At 71.4% G+C, this 15597-nt stretch carries 12 protein-coding genes; 4 read left to right on the top strand and 8 right to left on the bottom strand.

Annotated elements, in window-relative coordinates:
- Positions 1-68 precede the first annotated feature (68 nt).
- Positions 69-1769 (bottom strand): phospholipase C, encoded by a 1701-nt coding sequence (locus F4554_RS28495; RefSeq protein ID WP_179790662.1) that lies wholly within the window; start codon positions 1767-1769, stop codon positions 69-71.
- Positions 1770-2025: 256 nt separating this feature from the next.
- On the opposite strand from F4554_RS28495, the gene F4554_RS28490 reads away from it, so the two are divergent.
- Entirely contained in the window at positions 2026-3015 is a 990-nt protein-coding gene (locus tag F4554_RS28490) for an aminoglycoside phosphotransferase family protein (protein WP_179790660.1), read from the top strand.
- 19 nt (positions 3016-3034) lie between these two features.
- Here F4554_RS28490 and F4554_RS28485 read toward each other — a convergent pair whose 3' ends face one another.
- The 3 genes from F4554_RS28485 to F4554_RS28475 all read right to left on the bottom strand — a co-directional run bounded on the left by F4554_RS28485 (position 3035) and on the right by F4554_RS28475 (position 7058).
- Positions 3035-4360, bottom strand: coding sequence for a tetratricopeptide repeat protein (locus F4554_RS28485; protein WP_179790658.1), 1326 nt, complete (start codon positions 4358-4360; stop codon positions 3035-3037).
- A 362-nt stretch (positions 4361-4722) separates the two neighbouring features.
- Positions 4723-5418: a hypothetical protein gene (locus F4554_RS28480; RefSeq protein ID WP_179790656.1), complete on the bottom strand. Its 696-nt coding sequence runs from the start codon at positions 5416-5418 to the stop codon at positions 4723-4725.
- A gap of 131 nt (positions 5419-5549) precedes the next feature.
- Entirely contained in the window at positions 5550-7058 is a 1509-nt protein-coding gene (locus F4554_RS28475; protein ID WP_179790654.1) for an MFS transporter, read from the bottom strand.
- A 125-nt stretch (positions 7059-7183) separates the two neighbouring features.
- On the opposite strand from F4554_RS28475, the gene F4554_RS28470 reads away from it, so the two are divergent.
- Complete coding sequence (locus F4554_RS28470; protein ID WP_179790652.1) at positions 7184-7708, top strand: winged helix-turn-helix transcriptional regulator; 525 nt, start codon at positions 7184-7186, stop codon at positions 7706-7708.
- On the opposite strand, the gene F4554_RS28465 is transcribed toward F4554_RS28470, so the two are convergent.
- Complete coding sequence (locus F4554_RS28465) at positions 7653-8105, bottom strand: DUF6223 family protein (protein ID WP_179790650.1); 453 nt, start codon at positions 8103-8105, stop codon at positions 7653-7655. The two genes, F4554_RS28470 and F4554_RS28465, sit on opposite strands and share 56 nt — an antisense overlap.
- A 234-nt stretch (positions 8106-8339) precedes the next feature.
- Between F4554_RS28465 and F4554_RS28460 the strand changes: the two genes are divergently transcribed.
- Both F4554_RS28460 and F4554_RS28455 read left to right on the top strand, forming a co-directional pair.
- Positions 8340-9506: a histidine kinase gene (locus F4554_RS28460; RefSeq protein WP_202889496.1), complete on the top strand. Its 1167-nt coding sequence runs from the start codon at positions 8340-8342 to the stop codon at positions 9504-9506.
- Entirely contained in the window at positions 9503-10165 is a 663-nt protein-coding gene (locus tag F4554_RS28455) for a response regulator (protein WP_179790648.1), read from the top strand. The genes F4554_RS28460 and F4554_RS28455 overlap by 4 nt, the downstream gene beginning before the upstream one ends.
- 34 nt (positions 10166-10199) lie before the next feature.
- Here F4554_RS28455 and F4554_RS28450 read toward each other — a convergent pair whose 3' ends face one another.
- The 3 genes from F4554_RS28450 to F4554_RS28440 all read right to left on the bottom strand — a co-directional run bounded on the left by F4554_RS28450 (position 10200) and on the right by F4554_RS28440 (position 15506).
- The gene (locus tag F4554_RS28450; RefSeq protein ID WP_179790646.1) at positions 10200-12002 is read right to left on the bottom strand and encodes a glycoside hydrolase family 13 protein; all 1803 of its coding nucleotides are present in this window, start codon (positions 12000-12002) and stop codon (positions 10200-10202) included.
- Between the two features lie 187 nt (positions 12003-12189).
- On the bottom strand, positions 12190-12843 hold the full coding sequence (gene ribA, locus F4554_RS28445; RefSeq protein WP_179790644.1) for a GTP cyclohydrolase II: 654 nt from the start codon (positions 12841-12843) through the stop codon (positions 12190-12192).
- Complete coding sequence (locus tag F4554_RS28440) at positions 12840-15506, bottom strand: bifunctional FO biosynthesis protein CofGH (RefSeq protein WP_337796236.1); 2667 nt, start codon at positions 15504-15506, stop codon at positions 12840-12842. Before F4554_RS28440 ends, ribA begins: the two co-directional genes overlap by 4 nt.
- Positions 15507-15597: the final 91 nt, after the last annotated feature.

Raw genomic sequence — 15597 nt, 5'->3', positions numbered from 1 at the left:
GGTGCGTCCGCACCGAGAACCCCTTGTGCTGCTGGATCTTTTCGCCTGGTTGAGGCTTCTCGCCCGGTTCAGGCGCCGTTGTGGTCCTTCGCCGGCTGGCCGGTCACCGGGTCCAGCATCAGCGGCCGCAGGTCGCGGTGCCGCCAGTCGAACATCGCGTCCAGGCTGTTCGCCAGCGTGTCGAACGACGCCTTGTCGATCGCGGCGCCGGACGCCTCACCGAGCCGCTGACCGCCGAGCCAGTTGTCCTCGACGAACCGCATGACGGAGGTCTGGTCGGTGATGGTGCCGTCGACGTAGTTGCTCCTGGCGTACGGCGAGAGCACCAGCAGCGGCAACCTGGGACCGTAACCACACCTGGCCTGGTAACCACCCATCGGCGCACCCGTGCCGCACTGGCCCGGCGCGTTCAGCGCGTCCTGGTCGGTCTGCGAGGCGTTCACGATCGGCGGCACCACGTGGTCGTACCATCCGTCGCTGTCGTCGTAGGCGATGACGACCGCGGTCGACGCCCAGTCCCGGGACTTCTGCAGCTTGTTCACGACGCCGACGACGAACTGCTGTTCGTCCAGCGGGTCGGAGTATCCCGCGTGCCCGTCCTGGTAGTTGGCCGCCTTGAGGAAGCTCACCGCGGGCAGGTTGCCGTTGCCCAGCGCGTCGTACCAGTCGGTCAGGTCGTACTGGTGGTTCGCCTGGTCCTGCTTGCCCACCATGTCCACGCTGGTCGGCGGGAGGTGGTGCGGGTTGGCGGTGGACTTGTAGTACTGGAAGGGCTCGTGGTGCGGGTTGTAGTCACCGGTGAAGCCTGCCTCGCCGGTGTAGCCGAGCGCGGCGCCGATCGGGTGCTTCGCGGTGCACTGGGCGGTCTTGCCGAACTCCGGGTCGTACGCCGAGGAGTCGGTGTAGGACTGCGGCCGGAACCCGCCCTCGAACCAGCCCCAGGTGACGTTCTGCTTGTTGAGCATGTCGCCGACGTTCGTCCCGGTCATCACCGCGAGGTTCTTGGACGCGTTGGAGCAGTCGTCCCAGGCCGGGTCGGGGTCGTTGATCATCGTGCCCACGCCCTCGGCGTTCGGCGCGACGACGACGTACGGGTCGGGCGTGGCGGTCTTCTTGCGGTCGGCGCCCACGGAGTAGATGCCCGACGTCTGCCCGGACACCAGGTTGATCGCGCCGGGTGAGGACGGCCCGAAGTTGGTGTCGAAGGAGTTGTCGTTCATGGCGAACCGCTGGGCGTAGTTCCAGTACGCCGTCACGGTGTTGCCGTCGTAGTAGTCGAGCACCTGCGTCGGCGAGGAGTAGTGCTTGGGGTCCTTGCACGTCCGGTTGGTCGCCGGCACGAACTGGTCCATCAGCCCACGGTCGACCGCGACCTGCTCGTCCTTGTAGTTGTGGTCCATGTCGCAGGTCAGCGCCTGGTCGGGGCCGAGCCGCTTCGGGTTGACCTGGTGCCCGTCCATGACGTTCGGGTTGTGGTTCAGGAGCAGCGGGCTGAGGCCGTTCACCGTGGGGGTTCCGGGTGCGGCGTTGAACGCCGGCTCGCCCGCGGGGTTGGCGGCGTTGGGATAGGTGCCGAAGTAGTGGTCGAACGAGACGTTCTCGCCGAAGATGACCACCAGGTGCTTGATGGGCGTCGCCGTCTTGGTGCCCGGCCCGTCGTTCGGGCCGTTCCCCGATCCGTTCGCCTGTGCCGGCGCCATCGTTCCTGCCGCCAGGAACGCGGCGGCCGCGACCGCGGCTCCCGCTCCGGCGATTCGTCTGACTCGCATGCGTGCCCCTCCACTCAGCAGCCGTACGTGCGACGTACGCGGCGGTGATCATCCGGCGCCCACCTGGGAATGCGCTGACCGCCGGTGAAACGTCGAGCGAACAACGGCGTGACTGTAGGCGTCCGGAGCGGGGCGTGACTACGGATCTTCGGTGAGTGGCCGCTATCGGGCGGGCCAGCCGCGCTCGGCGGGCCCGGGTAGTGTCACTGCGGCCCGGGTCCGCAGGACAGGCCCTGGGCCGGAAGGGGTGGGTGCGATGGCGGACAGCAACGCGGATGTGGACGTGCACGCGTACGAGGCGATGGGCGAACGCCTGCCGGACGCGGCGGTCGCGGCGGCGGTGCGCACGCAGGTGGGTGCGCCGGTCGACGCGGTCCGGCCGCTGGCCGGGTTCGTCGGCAACCAGGACTTCCTCGTCACCACCGGGAGCGGCGACTTCGTGCTCAAGGCCGGTGACGCCCACGCGGTGGTGTCGGAGGCGTGGGCGTGCGAACGCGTCCGCGCGGTGGGCGTGCCCGCGCCGGAGGTGGTGGCCGTCGACGCCGACCGGAAGACGCTGCGGCTGCCGTACCTGCTGATGCGCTGTCTGCCCGGCGGCCCGGTCGACGACGCGGACGCCGCGCTGGAGTCGGCCGGGCGCTGGCTGCGCGCGGTGCACGAGATCGAGGTGGATGGGTACGGCCTGCTCACCGCGTCCGGGCGCGGGACGGGGGAGCAGGTGCGTGGGCGGGAGTCCAACTGGGCCGACGTCATCGCCCGCCCGCTGGGCGAGCTCCCCGGCCTGGTGGCCGAGGAGATCCTGGACGAGCCGCTGGCCGACCGGGTGCGGTCGGCCTTCGCCGCCGACGCCGGGCTGCTGGCGTACGGGACCGGCGGCGTCGGTGGCGACGGTGGCGGTGGTGGCGCGGGAGGCAACCGTCGCGGCGTGCTCCTGCACGCGGACCTGCATCCGCGGCACGTGTTCGCCGAGCAGGGCCGGCTGACCGGCATCATCGACTGGGGAGACGCGACCGTCGGCGATCCGGCGTACGAGTTCGGCCGCTACTCACGGGCCGGCGACGCCTCGCTGGCACTCGTCCTGCGTGGCTACCAGCCGGACCGGGACGCGGAGTTCGAACGCCGGATCGTGCTCTACCGCGTGCTGTGGTCGTTGTACGCCCTGGTCTGGGAACACGCGGCCGGCGGGGACTGGTTCGCGGGCCACGTGCAGGCCGTACGCGACGGCCTGCACGCGCTCGACACCTGAGTCCCCGAGTCACCGCAGGTCACGACTTCTTCGACCCGGCCACCTTCGACACGGACGAGGCGGCCGGCTTGGCCTGCAGTGCCTGGAGGATCTTGCGGGCCACCGGCGCCTGCAGCGGTGAGAAGCGCGGGTTGAGCGTGAGCGCCTCGGTCAGCAGCTGGCGGGCGCGGGCGGTGTTGCCGACTCCCCGCTCGATCATGGCGCGGTGGTAGAGGAACGTCGCGTCCTTGTAACCGGTGCGGGCGGCGTAGTTGGCGAACGGCACCGCCTGCTTGTCCTGGCCCGAGACGTGCAGCGCCCACGCGACCGCATCCGCCACCTCGATGCTGTGCCGCTTCTTCCACTCCGCCTTCGCGAGCCGGAGGGCCAGCTGGTGCTTGCCGTGGTCGGCGGCGAAGTTGGCCAGGTCCATGGTCACCCGGACGCCGTTGTCGCTGGCGATCGTCTGCCACGTACTCACCACGTCGTACTGGCTGGCGGCGCTGCCGTTCTTGCCGGCGGCGGTGTAGAGGTCGCCGAGCTCGGCGACGTACTCCGGCTCGGGAACCCGCTGGGCGAGGTCGCGGTACCACCGGATCGCGGTCGCGAGCCGGCCCTGGGCATACAGCGCCTGCGCCGTGCCGGCCACCGCGGGCGGGTACGTCGCGTCGATCCGGCGCGCCTCGCGGTAGGCGGTGGCGGCGGCGGCGAAGTCGCCCTGCCGGAGGGCGAGGTCGCCCTGGGCGGTGAAGACCTGGAGCCGGTCGGACTTGGCGGTGGCGAGCTCCCCGGCGCGGGTGAGCAGCGCCTTCGACCGGGCCGCGTCCCCGCCGAGTTCGGACAGCTGCGCGAGCCGGATCACCGCGCCCGCCGACGGCTCCATGGCGTGCAACTCCTTGGCCGAGAGCAACGCCTCGTCGTAGCGGCCGAGCCTGATCAGCGAGTCGATCCGCAGCAGGTTGCTGGTCTGGTCGCGGGCGTTGACCGACAGGGCCCGGTCGGCCCAGCCGAGCGCGCTACCGAAGTCGTTGCGCACGTACGCGAGTTGGGCCCGTCCCCGCAGGGCGAGGTCGTTGTAGTCGGACTCGATCCGCAGCGAGTTCGACAGCGCCCGGTCGGCCTGGCTGTAGAGGGTGTGGTCGACGGTCGCGTGTCCCTGGTCGACCAGCGACACCCCGAGGCGTGCCCAGTCCTGGTAGTCCCGGGGCTGCTTGCGCAGGTGGTCCTGGAGTTGGCGGATGCTCGCGTTGGGCGGGGCCAGAATGACCGGCCCCTCGTCGAGTGCGCGCGGGGGATTCGGCGGCGGGGTGTAATTGTCCCGGCCGAAATAGAGCACCAGTCCGAGCGTCATCGTGAGTGCGGTCATGAATGTGCCCACCACGATGAGCAGCCTTTTTCGCATGGCGCTTCTACCCCCGCAAGTTGTGTGGCCCAGCGGGCTCGAATCCCGCGTTGCCGACGCGCTTGCCGATACCCGCCCTCCGGTTGACGGAACGAACAGGAGTGGGTGAATCGGCAATGTCGAGAATCCCGGGCGGAACTAAATCGACACCGGAATTGCCATGGTTCCAAACCGGGAATGCACGCTATTTCCGGCGTCGGGACGTTATCGGCCCCGGTGCGTTGTGACCGGCGAAATGGTTGTGGCCGGTGAAATAGTCGTGGCCGGTAAAAAGCTGTGACCGGTGAAAAGATTATGGCCGGATAAATCCGGTCGGGTGAGTTGTGTCAGCTTCGTCCGAAGCGGGGGAACATCGCGTCGAAGTCCACATCCAGGTCCGCGTCGATCCGGTCCAGGTCCAGGGTGGGCCGGCCCTGGTCGTCGCGTCCGGTGTGGTCCTGCCCGATGCGCAGGTCGAGTTCGACCACGCGGCCATGGGCCCAGCGCAGCCGGCCGGCGTTCAGGACCGGGACGCCGAGGACCGCACGGGCGAGCCCCTCGTGGTGGTTGCCCGCCCAGGCGAGCACGAGCAGCTCACCCGGTGGTAGCTCCGGCATGCCGGCCAGGATGCCCTGCCGGGGCACGTCGCCTGGGGCCAGCCGGCCCTTGAGCGCGTCGTCGTCGGCCAGCCGGAAGCCGGCGTAGGGGTCGGCTCCGCCCTCGGAGTACTTGTAGGGGTAGACGACCCGGCCACCGAACTCGACCGTGAACGCCGTGCCGATCCGGTCGCTGGGCCGGTGCACGTCGGCGGCCGGCAGGCGTTGCTCGATCACTCGGCCGAGCACCTCACACAGGATGTGGTAGCGAAGCTGGCCGTAGGCGGTGGCATTGAGGTAGTCGGTGGCGTCGAACAGCCTGGCCGCCTCGGCGTGGGCGAAGTGCAGGCAGGGGACGGCGTAGGTGGTCAGCACGAACGCGGCGCGCTCGCCGACCTGGCGGGCGAGCCAGTCGCCCTCCGACCTCGCGGTGTCCTCGTCGAGCACGCCGCCTCCCCTTCCGGCCTTCGGGCCACGATCGACTGGCTGTCAGCTCCCGGAACCCCCGGGGATCGTCCCCGGATCATCGCGGAGAGCTTCCCGGGTCGCCCCGAGAAGCTCTCAGGCCAGTGATCCTCTCACTGCCCGCCGACAGCGGTGGTCGACCGGTCACCGACGGCGCCTTCGCCGGCAGCGCGGCTGTCGGCGGCAGGGCCGTCGGCCGTGCGGGTGCGCGGCGGAGCTGCCGGTGCGGCGCCGGACCGGGCGAGCACCAGCGCCGCCGCCGTGACGAGAAGCAGCGCGGCGGCCGCGACCAGCGCGACGTCGACCCCGTGGGCGATGCCGAGCGCGGCGCCGTGCCCGAGCTGGTGCCCGGTGCCGTGTCCCCCACCGGCGGTGGTCACCACGGCGACGGTGGCGGCCACCCCGAGCGAGGACCCGATGTAGCGGGCGGTGTTGTTCGCGCCGGAGCCCATGCTGGCCTGTCCGGCCGGCACCGACTCGATGGCCAGCCGGGCCAGCGCGGAGTTCAGCAGGCCGCTGCCCACCCCCGCCACGACCAGCCCGGTGATGTGCCGGGCCGGTGACCAGGATCCGGCCGAGCCGAGGAGCAGCAGGCTGCCCGCGCCGGCGAGGGCGAGGCCCACGGCGAGCTGGTGGTCCGCGCCCAGCCCCACGCGGCGGGCCTGCGTGGCGGCGACGAACGACGAACCCGACCACAACGCGAACCAGCACGCGGTGACCAGCGGCGTCCAGCCGAGGGTGTGTTCCCAGGCGGTCGGGAGGTAGCTCATCAACCCGATCACGCCGAAGCCGGTGATCAGGGCGCCGCCCACCGACAGCAGGAACGCCGGCCGGGTGAACAGGCCGAGGTCGAGCATGGGCTCTCGGGTCCGGGCCTCCACCGCGACGAAGGCGGCGAGCAGGAGCACCGCCACCGCGAACAGCACCAGCACCAGGGGGCGGCCGAAGCCCTGCCGGCCGGCCGTGACCGCGGCGAGCAGTACGGCCACTCCCGCGCCGAGCGTCACCACCGCGGCGACGTCGGGCCGGCGCCGGACGGCGGCACGGGACTCCCGGAGCGCCAGCGCGCCGAGCAGGCCGAGGACCGCCGAGGCGAGGGCGTACGCCCAGAAGAAGGCGCGCCAGGAGGCCGCGGCGGCCAGGCCCGCGGAGGCGAGCGGCCCGAGCGCGATGCCGGCGCCGAGGCTTCCGCCCCACAGGCCGGTCGCGCGCAACCGGTGGTGCCCGGCCGGGAACTCGTGGCCGATGATGCCCAGCGTGGCGACCAGGATCGCCGCGCCCGCCCCGCCCTGCACCACCCGGGCGAGGACCAGGACGAGTGTCGTACCCGCCGTCGCGGCCACGACGCTTCCCACCACCGACACCGCCGTACCCAGGAGGAACATCCGACGCCGACCGTGGTTGTCGGCCAGGCTGCCCGCGACCAGAAGCAGGGAGGCCAGGCCGAGCGCGATGCCGTTGAGGATCCAGGTCTGCCCGGTGGTGTCCGCGTGCAGGTCGGCGGCGATCTGCGGAAGCACGGTCATCGGCTGGACGTAGTTCATCAGCACCAGCAGCGTCGACACGCACGCCGCCAGCAGGGTGAGGGTCGGGCGGTGGTCCGGTTCCGATCTGTCCGGCATGTTCAGGATGTTCGGCATGGCGGCTGCTCCCGGATGGTGAGTTCAGTGAACGAACTGACGGCAGGTTCCCAACCGTACCAGGAGTTGGTTCGGTGAATGAACTCATGGGGAGTAGGATCAGCCACATGGCGCTCGGCAAGGACTACCAGGGACAGGACTGCTCGCTGGCGCGCGCGCTCGAACTCGTCGGCGAACGCTGGACCATGCTGGTGCTGCGGGACGCGTTCTACGGCGTACGCCGGTTCAGCGACTTCGCCGACCACCTCGGCATCCCGCGCGCCGTCCTGACCGAACGCCTGCAGGCACTGGTCGACGCGGGTGTCCTCGCCCGGCAGCGCTACCAGGAGTCGCCGCCGCGCGACGAGTACGTCCTCACCGAGGTGGGCCAGGAGTTGTGGCCGGCGCTGTACGCGCTGTCCCGCTGGGGCGAACGCCATCGGACCACCGGCAAGCCGCGCCGGGTGTTCTGGCACGCCGGGTGCGGCCGGCGCCTCGACCTCACCGGTGCCTGCCCGGCCTGCGGCTCCGTCGTTCCCGCCGGTGAGGTGGAGACCCGCCTCGGCCCCGGCGCCGGACCGGTCCGCGACGATCCCGTCAGCCGCGCGATGGCCAAGCCGCACCGGCTGCTCGAGCCTCTTCCTCCGGCGTAGCCCCCCGGCGGACGCGAGCCAGCGCGAGGCCGCCGAGCAGCATGGCGACCACCCCGACCACCAGGGCCATGACGCCGCCGACGATGCCGTAACCGGTGCCGGGACCGCCGTCCGCGGCGGCCACGACCAGCCCGCCGACAAGCGTGCAGGCCGCGCCCGCGATCAGGGCCGCGAAGGCCCGTCTTCTCCGGGCGGCCGTACTCGCCGTGCTGCCTGTGCTGCCTGTATTGCCTTTACCGCCGGCTCGGTTGGCCAGCGCCAGCCCGCCGACGATCACACCGGCGATTCCCAGCAGCATGGCGACCAGGGACCAGAATCGCCCGGCGGTCAGGGTGTAGGCGCCGGGTGTGGCCGGCTGGGCCAGGACGTACCCGGCAAGGAGGGCAGGGACGGACATGAGGGCTCCTTCACGCGCTGGCGACTGGACGTCGCACGCCACGACTGGACACCTCGAGCATGTCGCGCCACTCGCCGCCGGTCGTCGTACGGACGCAGGCTGTTCGCGCTGATGCGGGTGCCGTAGCCGGCTGCGGCGAACGCCGTAGGAGCCTCGTGGCTACAGCGGTCGCGGTAGTCGTCCCTCGGCCTGGAGAGGGAGCCACCGGCGAAGGCCCACGGTTATGGTGCGCAGGTGAGCAGGGAACTCTTCGGGGTCAGGGACTTCGTGATCGCCGTCGGCGTGGCCGCTGCCCTGGTGGCCGCCGGGCTCTCCGAGAGCCGCCCCGCGACGAGCCTGGACCTGCTGGGCTACGCCTTGCTGGCGGCCGGCGGGCTGGCGCTCGTCGCGCGTCGCCGGGCCCCGGTCGCCGTGCTGGTGGTCACCGGGTTGTGCGCGCTGGGCTACCAGGCCGCCGGCTTTAACGTGCCCGTGGTGGCGTACCTGTTCGCGGTGTACGCCGCGGTGCGGGCGGGCCACCACGTCGTCGCCGTGGCGGCTTCGGTGATCATGCTCGCCGTACTCCCGTTCGCCATCGTGGTCTCTCCACAGGACTCCTCGGTGAGCAAGGCGTTCGCCCAGGCCCGGGACGTCCTCCAGGTGGCCTGGCTGATCGCCGCCGGGGCGGCCGGTGCGGCCCTGCGACAGGCAGAGCGCCGGGCCGACGAGGCCGAACGCACCCGGGAGGAGACAGCGCGGCGCCGCGCCGACGAGGAGCGACTGCACATCGCGCGGGAACTCCACGACTCGCTGACCCACCAGATCTCCGTCATCAAAGTGCAGGCCGAGGCCGCCGTTCACCTGGCCAACAAGCGAGGCGAGCCGGTGCCGGAGGCCCTGGTGACGATCCGCGAGGCCAGCCGGGAGGCGGCGCGGGACCTACGCGCGACCCTCGAGGCACTGCGAGACGACGAGAAGAACCCACCGAGCGGGCTCGACGGCGTTCCGGAACTGCTGCGGCGAGCCCGGGCCGCCGGGCTGGACGCGGAGCTCACGATCGAGGGAGTACGCCGCGGCGTGCCGGCGGCCGTGGACCGGACCGCCTACCGGATCGTCCAGGAGTCGCTGACCAACGTCGCCCGCCATGCCGCCGCCGGCCACGTGTCGGTCCGGATCGGCTACCGGCCGGACACCGTGGTCGTACGGGTCGACGACGACGGGCAGGCGACGGCGGACGCGGCACCGGTGCCCGGTGTCGGGCTGCTCGGGATGCGCGAACGCGTCACCGCCCTCGGCGGTCGGCTGCGGGCGGCGCCGCGCAGCGAGGGCGGATTCGCCGTGCACGCCGAACTCCCCGTACCCGCCGAAGTCTCCACGGAGGTCCCCGTCCGCGCCGAACTCCCCGCGGAACCGGCGTCGTGATCCGGGTCCTGATCGTCGACGACCAGTCGCTGATTCGCGGTGGGTTCCGTGCGCTGCTCGATGCCGAGGACGACATCGAGGTGGTGGCCGAGGCCGCTGACGGTGCCGAGGGCCTGGCGCTGGCCGCCGCACACCTACCGGACGTCGCGCTGGTGGACGTTCAGATGCCGGTGCTCGACGGCATCGAGGCAACCCGGCGGATCGCGGCGGACCCTGCCCTGGCGCGGGTGCACGTCGTCATCCTGACCAACTACGGGCTGGACGAGTACGTTTTCGAAGCGCTGCGTGCCGGGGCAGCGGGGTTCCTCGTCAAGGACATCCTGCCCGAGGACTTCCTGCACGCCGTACGTGTCGCCGCGCGCGGCGACGCCCTCCTCGCCCCGTCGATCACCCGCAAACTGATCAGCAGGTACGTCACCCAGCCTCCCGGCACCGGCATCCACCCGCGGCTGGCGGAACTGACCAACCGCGAGTGCGAGGCCGTCGCACTGGTCGCGAAAGGCCTGTCCAACAACGAGATCGCCGAACGTATGGTGATCAGCCCGCTGACCGCGAAGACCCACGTCAACCGGGCCATGGTCAAACTACGGGTTCGCGACCGCGCCCAGCTCGTCGTCCTCGCCTACGAGTCCGGCCTCGCCACACCGCGCGACTCCTGACGATCCACGATCGCGTTCGTCCGAGTCCGTCGGTTCAGCTGCTCGCCTCGGTGTCGTGGTGGTACCAGACGGTGGTGTTGGGGGGGATGGTGTCGGTGGGGTGGGGGGTGGGGTGGGTGGTGAGGATGGGTTGGCCGGGGTGGGGTGTGGGGATGGGGTGGTTGGTGGTGTTGGTGTAGGTGGTGAGGTGGGTGCCGCGGGACAGGGCGAGGAGTCCGGGTGGGGTGTTGTTGTGCCAGGTGAGGGTGGTGGTGGTCAGGTCGGGGATGGTGCGGCGTAGGGCGAGGGCTTGGCGGTAGAGGTTGAGGGTGGAGGTGGTGGTGTGGTGTTGGGTGTCGGCGGCGAGGTCGGCCCAGGTGGGGGGTTGGGGTAGCCAGGCGGGGGTGGTGGTGGCGGGTGGGGAGAAGCCGTGGTGGTGGTCGGGGCTGGTGGTCCAGGGCAGGGGGACGCGGCAGCCGTCGCGGCCGGGGCGGGTGCCGTTGCTGCGGTGGTACATGGGGTCCTTGATGAGGCTTGGGGGCAGGTCGAGGACGTCGGGCAGGCCGAGTTCTTCGCCTTGGTAGAGGTAGACCGCTCCGGGTAGGGCGAGCATCAGCGCGGCGGCGGCGGCGGCGCGGGCGCGGGCGAGCCCGATCTGGGCGGGGTCTGTTCCGGCGGGCAGGTCCTCGTCGTGGGTGGGGGTGTGGCGGGTGACCGAGCGGGGCAGGTCGTGGTTGTTGGCGACCCAGGCCACGCCTGCGGGGTGGTGCCTGAGGGCGGTGTCGATGACGCTGCGGTAGGTCTGGGCGTCGAAGCGGGCGTGGGCGAAGGGGAAGCAGAAGGTGTGGTGGAGTTCCCCGGGCCGGGTGTAGTCACCGACGGCGGCGGGGTCGGTCAGCCCGACCTCACCGATCAGGAGCCGGTCTCGCCCGTCGGCGGCGGTGTAGTCGCGGACCAGGCGCCGCCAGGAGCGCCACACCTGGTGCACGGCCGGCTGGTTCCAGGCGTTGGGGTTGACCGGGTCTCCGGTGGCCTCGTCCGCGGCCGCGTCGGGGTGGTCGGGCAGGCCGGCCTTCTTGTGCAGGCCCTGGGCCACGTCGACCCGGAATCCGTCCACTCCGCGGTCCAGCCAGAACCGCAGCACGTGTTCGAAGTGGGCGGGCACGTCGGGGTGGGTCCAGTTGAAGTCGGGTTGTTCGGCGGCGAAGGTGTGCAGGTACCACTGCCCCGGAGTCCCGTCGGGTTCGCTGATCCGGGTCCAGGCCGGGCCACCGAAGATGGACCGCCAGTTGTTCGGCGGCTGGTTGCCGCCGGGGCCGCGGCCGTCGGCGAAGTGGAACCGGGCCCGCGCCGGGCTGCCCGGCCCGGCGGCCAGCGCCGCGGTGAACCAGGGGTGAGCGATCGAGGCGTGGTTGGGCACCACATCCAAGATCACCCGGATCCCGTGCCCGTGCGCCGCTGCGACCAGATCGTCGAAACCCTCCAGCGACCCATACGCCGGGTCGACCGCGCAGTGATCGGCCACGTCATAACCATGATCATGGCCAGGAGAGGCGTAGAACGGGTTCAACCACAAACCATCCACACCCAGACCCGCCAGATACGGCAACTTCTCCACCACACCCGCCAGATCCCCCACACCATCACCATCAGCATCACAAAAACTCCGCACATACACCTGATACACAACCGCCCGACGCCACCACTCCGAACCCAGTTCGTGGAGGGAGGCGTCCGGGGCCGGCTGCGGTGCCGGGTTCGGAGTCGGCTGCAGGGTGGGCGCGGCGGACACCGCGGCCGCCGTCGGCGTGAACCGGTGCCGGAGGGCTTCCTGCGTGGCGTTGATCTTCGGAGGCATTGCGTGGACCTTGGGGCCTGAGAACCGTGGGACTTTGGTCATCGATCTGGTGGGACCTTTCCCACGCTTGCACCAGGACCCTCGCAGTGCATCCGTAGCCATACCTAGGTAGGTACGTAAGAACGCAGAGGTTCACCCGTCGAGCCCGTGCAAGCCGGCCTTGACGCTGCGCCTCGGGCAGAACTGGTCACCTGGTCGGGAGGATGTGCCCGAACCTGTCCCGTTTGGTGGCGAGATACCCGGCGTTCTCGGGATTGGCAGGAACCACGAGTGGTTCGAGCCCGACGACACCGATGCCGCCCTCGGAAAGGCCTGCTGCCTTGGCCGGGTTGTTGGAAAGCAACCGGACCTTGCCCACGCCGAGATCGGTGAGGATCGCCGCGGCGTCGGAGTAGTCGCGGGCATCGGCGGGCAGCCCCAGTGCCAGGTTGGCGTCGACCGTGTCGTGTCCGTCGTCCTGCAGTGCGTACGCCGCGAGCTTGGCCGCCAGGCCGATACCGCGTCCCTCGTGGCCGCGCAGGTAGACCACGACGCCCTTGGCCGCTTCGGCGATCATGGCCAGCGCAAGCCGAAGTTGCGGCCCGCAGTCACAGCGCAGCGAGCCGAGCACGTCACCGGTCAGGCACTCCGAGTGCAACCGGACCAGCGTTCCGGCGCCGTCGACGTCGTCACCGCCGCCGGCCACCTCACCGCCGGCCACCTCACCACGTACCAACGCGAGGTGGTCGACGCCGCGTGCCGTGCGGTAGCCGTACGCGGTGAACTCGCCGTACTCCGTTGGCAGCCGGGTCGAGGCCACCCGCTCCACCACACCGCCGGCGGGCACCCACCGAGCGGTCATCGCAGCAGCGGCAGCGGCCGGCGGACGGAAGCGCACACCCCGTCGCTGGCCTCGGCGGCGGCCACACGGTGCGGATCGGGTACGCCGTAGCCGGTGGTGCGCTGCCGCAGCGGGCGGCCGGTCGGCGCGGCCAGTGCGCGCAGGTCGCTGATCGTCTTGTACGAACCGTTGTCGGCGCCCGCCATCCGGCTGATCGTCTCCTCCATCAGCGTCCCGCCGAGGTCGTTGACACCGCCGTCGAGGACCGAACGGCACAGGTCGGCGCCGAGCTTCACCCACGAGCACTGGATGTTGTCCACCAGCCCGTGCAGCAGCAAGCGGGACAACGCGTGCACGGCACGGTTCTCCCGCGCCGTCGGCCCCGGGCGGGCCAGCCCGGCGAGGTAGATCGGCGCGCTGGTGTGCACGAACGGCAGCAGCACGAACTCGGTGAACCCCGGCCGCCCGTTGGCCTCCAGGCTCCGGCGTTGCAGGGAGGCGATCAGCTTGAGGTGGCCGACCCAGTGGGTGGGGGTGTCGACGTGGCCGTACATCATCGTCGAGGTGGTGGGGATGCCGAGGTCGTGCGCGGTGCTCACCACCTCGACCCAGGAGGCCGTGGGCAGCTTTCCCTTGGTCAGCGTCCAGCGGACGTCGTCGTCGAGGATCTCCGCGGCTGTACCTGGCAACGAGTCCACACCGGCCTCGTGGGCACGTTGCAGCCACTCCCGGACCGGCAGGTCCGTACGCGAGACGCCGTTGATGACCTCCATCGGGCTGAACGCGTGCAGGTGCATGTCCGGCCGGCGGCGCTTCACCTCGGCCGCGAGGTCGAAGTACGCCGTACCCGGCAGGTCGGGATGGATCCCACCCTGCATGCAGATCTCGGTCGCGCCGGCCTCCCAGGCCTCGTCCACCCGGTCGCCGACCTGTTCCAGGGACAACGTGTAGGCGTCGGCGTCGGTACGCCGCTGGGCGAACGCGCAGAAGCGGCAGCCGGTGTAGCAGACGTTGGTGAAGTTGATGTTGCGCGTCACCACGAACGTGATGTCGTCGCCGACGGCCTCGCGGCGCAGGTCGTCGGCCATCCCGGTGAGCGCGTCGAGCTCGGCGCCGTCGGCGTGCAGCAGCGCCAGCGCGTCGTCGTCGCTCAGCCCGGCCGGGTCGCGTTCGGCCCGGCGCAAGGCGGCCTTGACATCGGCGTCGAAGCGTTGCGGCACACTGGACACCTGGCCGGCCAGCTCGTCCCAGTCGCCGTAGACCGAGTCGAAGTCGCCGCGCCGATCCTCGGTGCGGCCTTCGGTGTCCACGGTGACGTGCAGGTCCGTACGACCGGTGCCGGCGTCGGCCGGCCAGCCGCCGTCGGGCTCCTGCCAGGGCAGGCCCTGCGGCAGCGCGTCCTCGTCGGCCAGCCCGGTGACGGGGTCCACGAGCGCCTGCACGTGCCGGCGCAGGCGCGGGTCGAGCCAGGGCTCGCCGGCCCGGACGTACTCGGGGTAGATCGTCAGCCGCTCCCGCAGCTCGAACCCGCCGGACGCCGTACGCCGCGCCAGGTCCGCCACCTGCGGCCAGGCGCGTTCGGGGTTGACGTGGTCGGGGGTCAACGGCGAGACGCCACCCCAGTCGTCGATGCCGGCCGCCAGCATCAGGGCGTACTCGTCGTCGATGAGGTTCGGCGGCGCCTGGATGCGCACGCTCGGCCCCAGGACGAGGCGGGCGACCGCGATCGTCGCGGCCAGGTCGCGCAGGTCGGCGTCGGGTGCGGACCGCATCTTCGTGTCCGGCTTGGCGCGGAAGTTCTGCACGATGACTTCCTGGATGCCGCCGTAGGTGCGGGCGATCCGGCGGATCTCGAACAGCGCCTCGGCGCGTTCGTGCCGGGTCTCGCCGATGCCGATGAGCAGGCCGGTGGTGAACGGCACGGCGCTACGGCCGGCGTCCTCGAGTACCCGCAGCCGGATGTCGGGGTCCTTGTCCGGTGAGCCGAAGTGGGGCCCGCCGCGCTCGGTGAACAACCGGCGCGCGGTGGTCTCCAGCATCATCCCCATCGACGGCGCGACCGGCTTCAGCCGCTGCAGGTCACGCCACGACAGCACCCCGGGGTTGAGGTGCGGCAGCAGTCCGGTCTCCTCCAGCACGCGGATCGCCATCGCGCGTACGTAGGAGAGCGTGTCGTCGTAGCCCGCCTCGTCCAGCCAGTCACGGGCAGCCTGCCAGCGGTCCTCGGGTCGGTCGCCGAGGGTGAAGAGCGCCTCCTTGCAGCCCATCGCCGCACCCTGGCGGGCGATGTCGAGCACCTCGTCGGGGCTGAGGTACGGCGCGGGCAGCCGGCCGGGCACGGTGACGAACGTGCAGTAGCCGCAGCGGTCCCGGCACAGCCGGGTCAGCGGGATGAACACCTTGCGGCTGTACGTGATCACGCCCGGGCGGCCGGCGGCGACCAGCCCGGCGTCGCGCACCCGGGAGGCGTGCCCGGTGAGCGTGTCGAGGTCGGCGTCCCTGGCGTGCAGGAGAACGGCCGCCTCGTCGACGTTCAGCGTCTTGCCGGCGCCGGCCCGGGCCAGGGCGCGCCGCATCGCCGACGCCGGTGGTGTCGGTTCCGCGGGCGCCCTCGCGGTCGGCGGCGCGACCGTCGCGGCCGTGGTGTCGGAGGTGGCGGGCGGCTGCGTGCGCTGGGAATCCACGTCCGGAACGCTAGGCCGCCGCCTCGGGCACCCGCCACCACGCCGCCGCCGTGCGCCGGTGGCAAGGCCTCGTTGACACCCTCCGGAGGGG

It is taken from the genome of Actinopolymorpha rutila (assembly GCF_013407855.1).
Lineage (GTDB): Bacteria > Actinomycetota > Actinomycetes > Propionibacteriales > Actinopolymorphaceae > Actinopolymorpha > Actinopolymorpha rutila.
This window is presented reverse-complemented; position numbering and strand designations above follow the sequence as displayed.

Excerpts from the sequence above, each read along its gene's own strand:
- F4554_RS28495 (WP_179790662.1), bottom strand. The coding sequence starts at position 1,769 with ATGCGAGTCAGACGAATCGCCGGAGCGGGAGCCGCGGTCGCGGCCGCC.
- F4554_RS28475 (WP_179790654.1), bottom strand. The coding sequence starts at position 7,058 with ATGCCGGACAGATCGGAACCGGACCACCGCCCGACCCTCACCCTGCTG.
- F4554_RS28450 (WP_179790646.1), bottom strand. The coding sequence starts at position 12,002 with ATGCCTCCGAAGATCAACGCCACGCAGGAAGCCCTCCGGCACCGGTTC.
- F4554_RS28470 (WP_179790652.1), top strand. The coding sequence starts at position 7,184 with ATGGCGCTCGGCAAGGACTACCAGGGACAGGACTGCTCGCTGGCGCGC.
- F4554_RS28465 (WP_179790650.1), bottom strand. The coding sequence starts at position 8,105 with ATGTCCGTCCCTGCCCTCCTTGCCGGGTACGTCCTGGCCCAGCCGGCC.
- F4554_RS28485 (WP_179790658.1), bottom strand. The coding sequence starts at position 4,360 with ATGACCGCACTCACGATGACGCTCGGACTGGTGCTCTATTTCGGCCGG.
- ribA (WP_179790644.1), bottom strand. The coding sequence starts at position 12,843 with ATGACCGCTCGGTGGGTGCCCGCCGGCGGTGTGGTGGAGCGGGTGGCC.
- F4554_RS28490 (WP_179790660.1), top strand. The coding sequence starts at position 2,026 with ATGGCGGACAGCAACGCGGATGTGGACGTGCACGCGTACGAGGCGATG.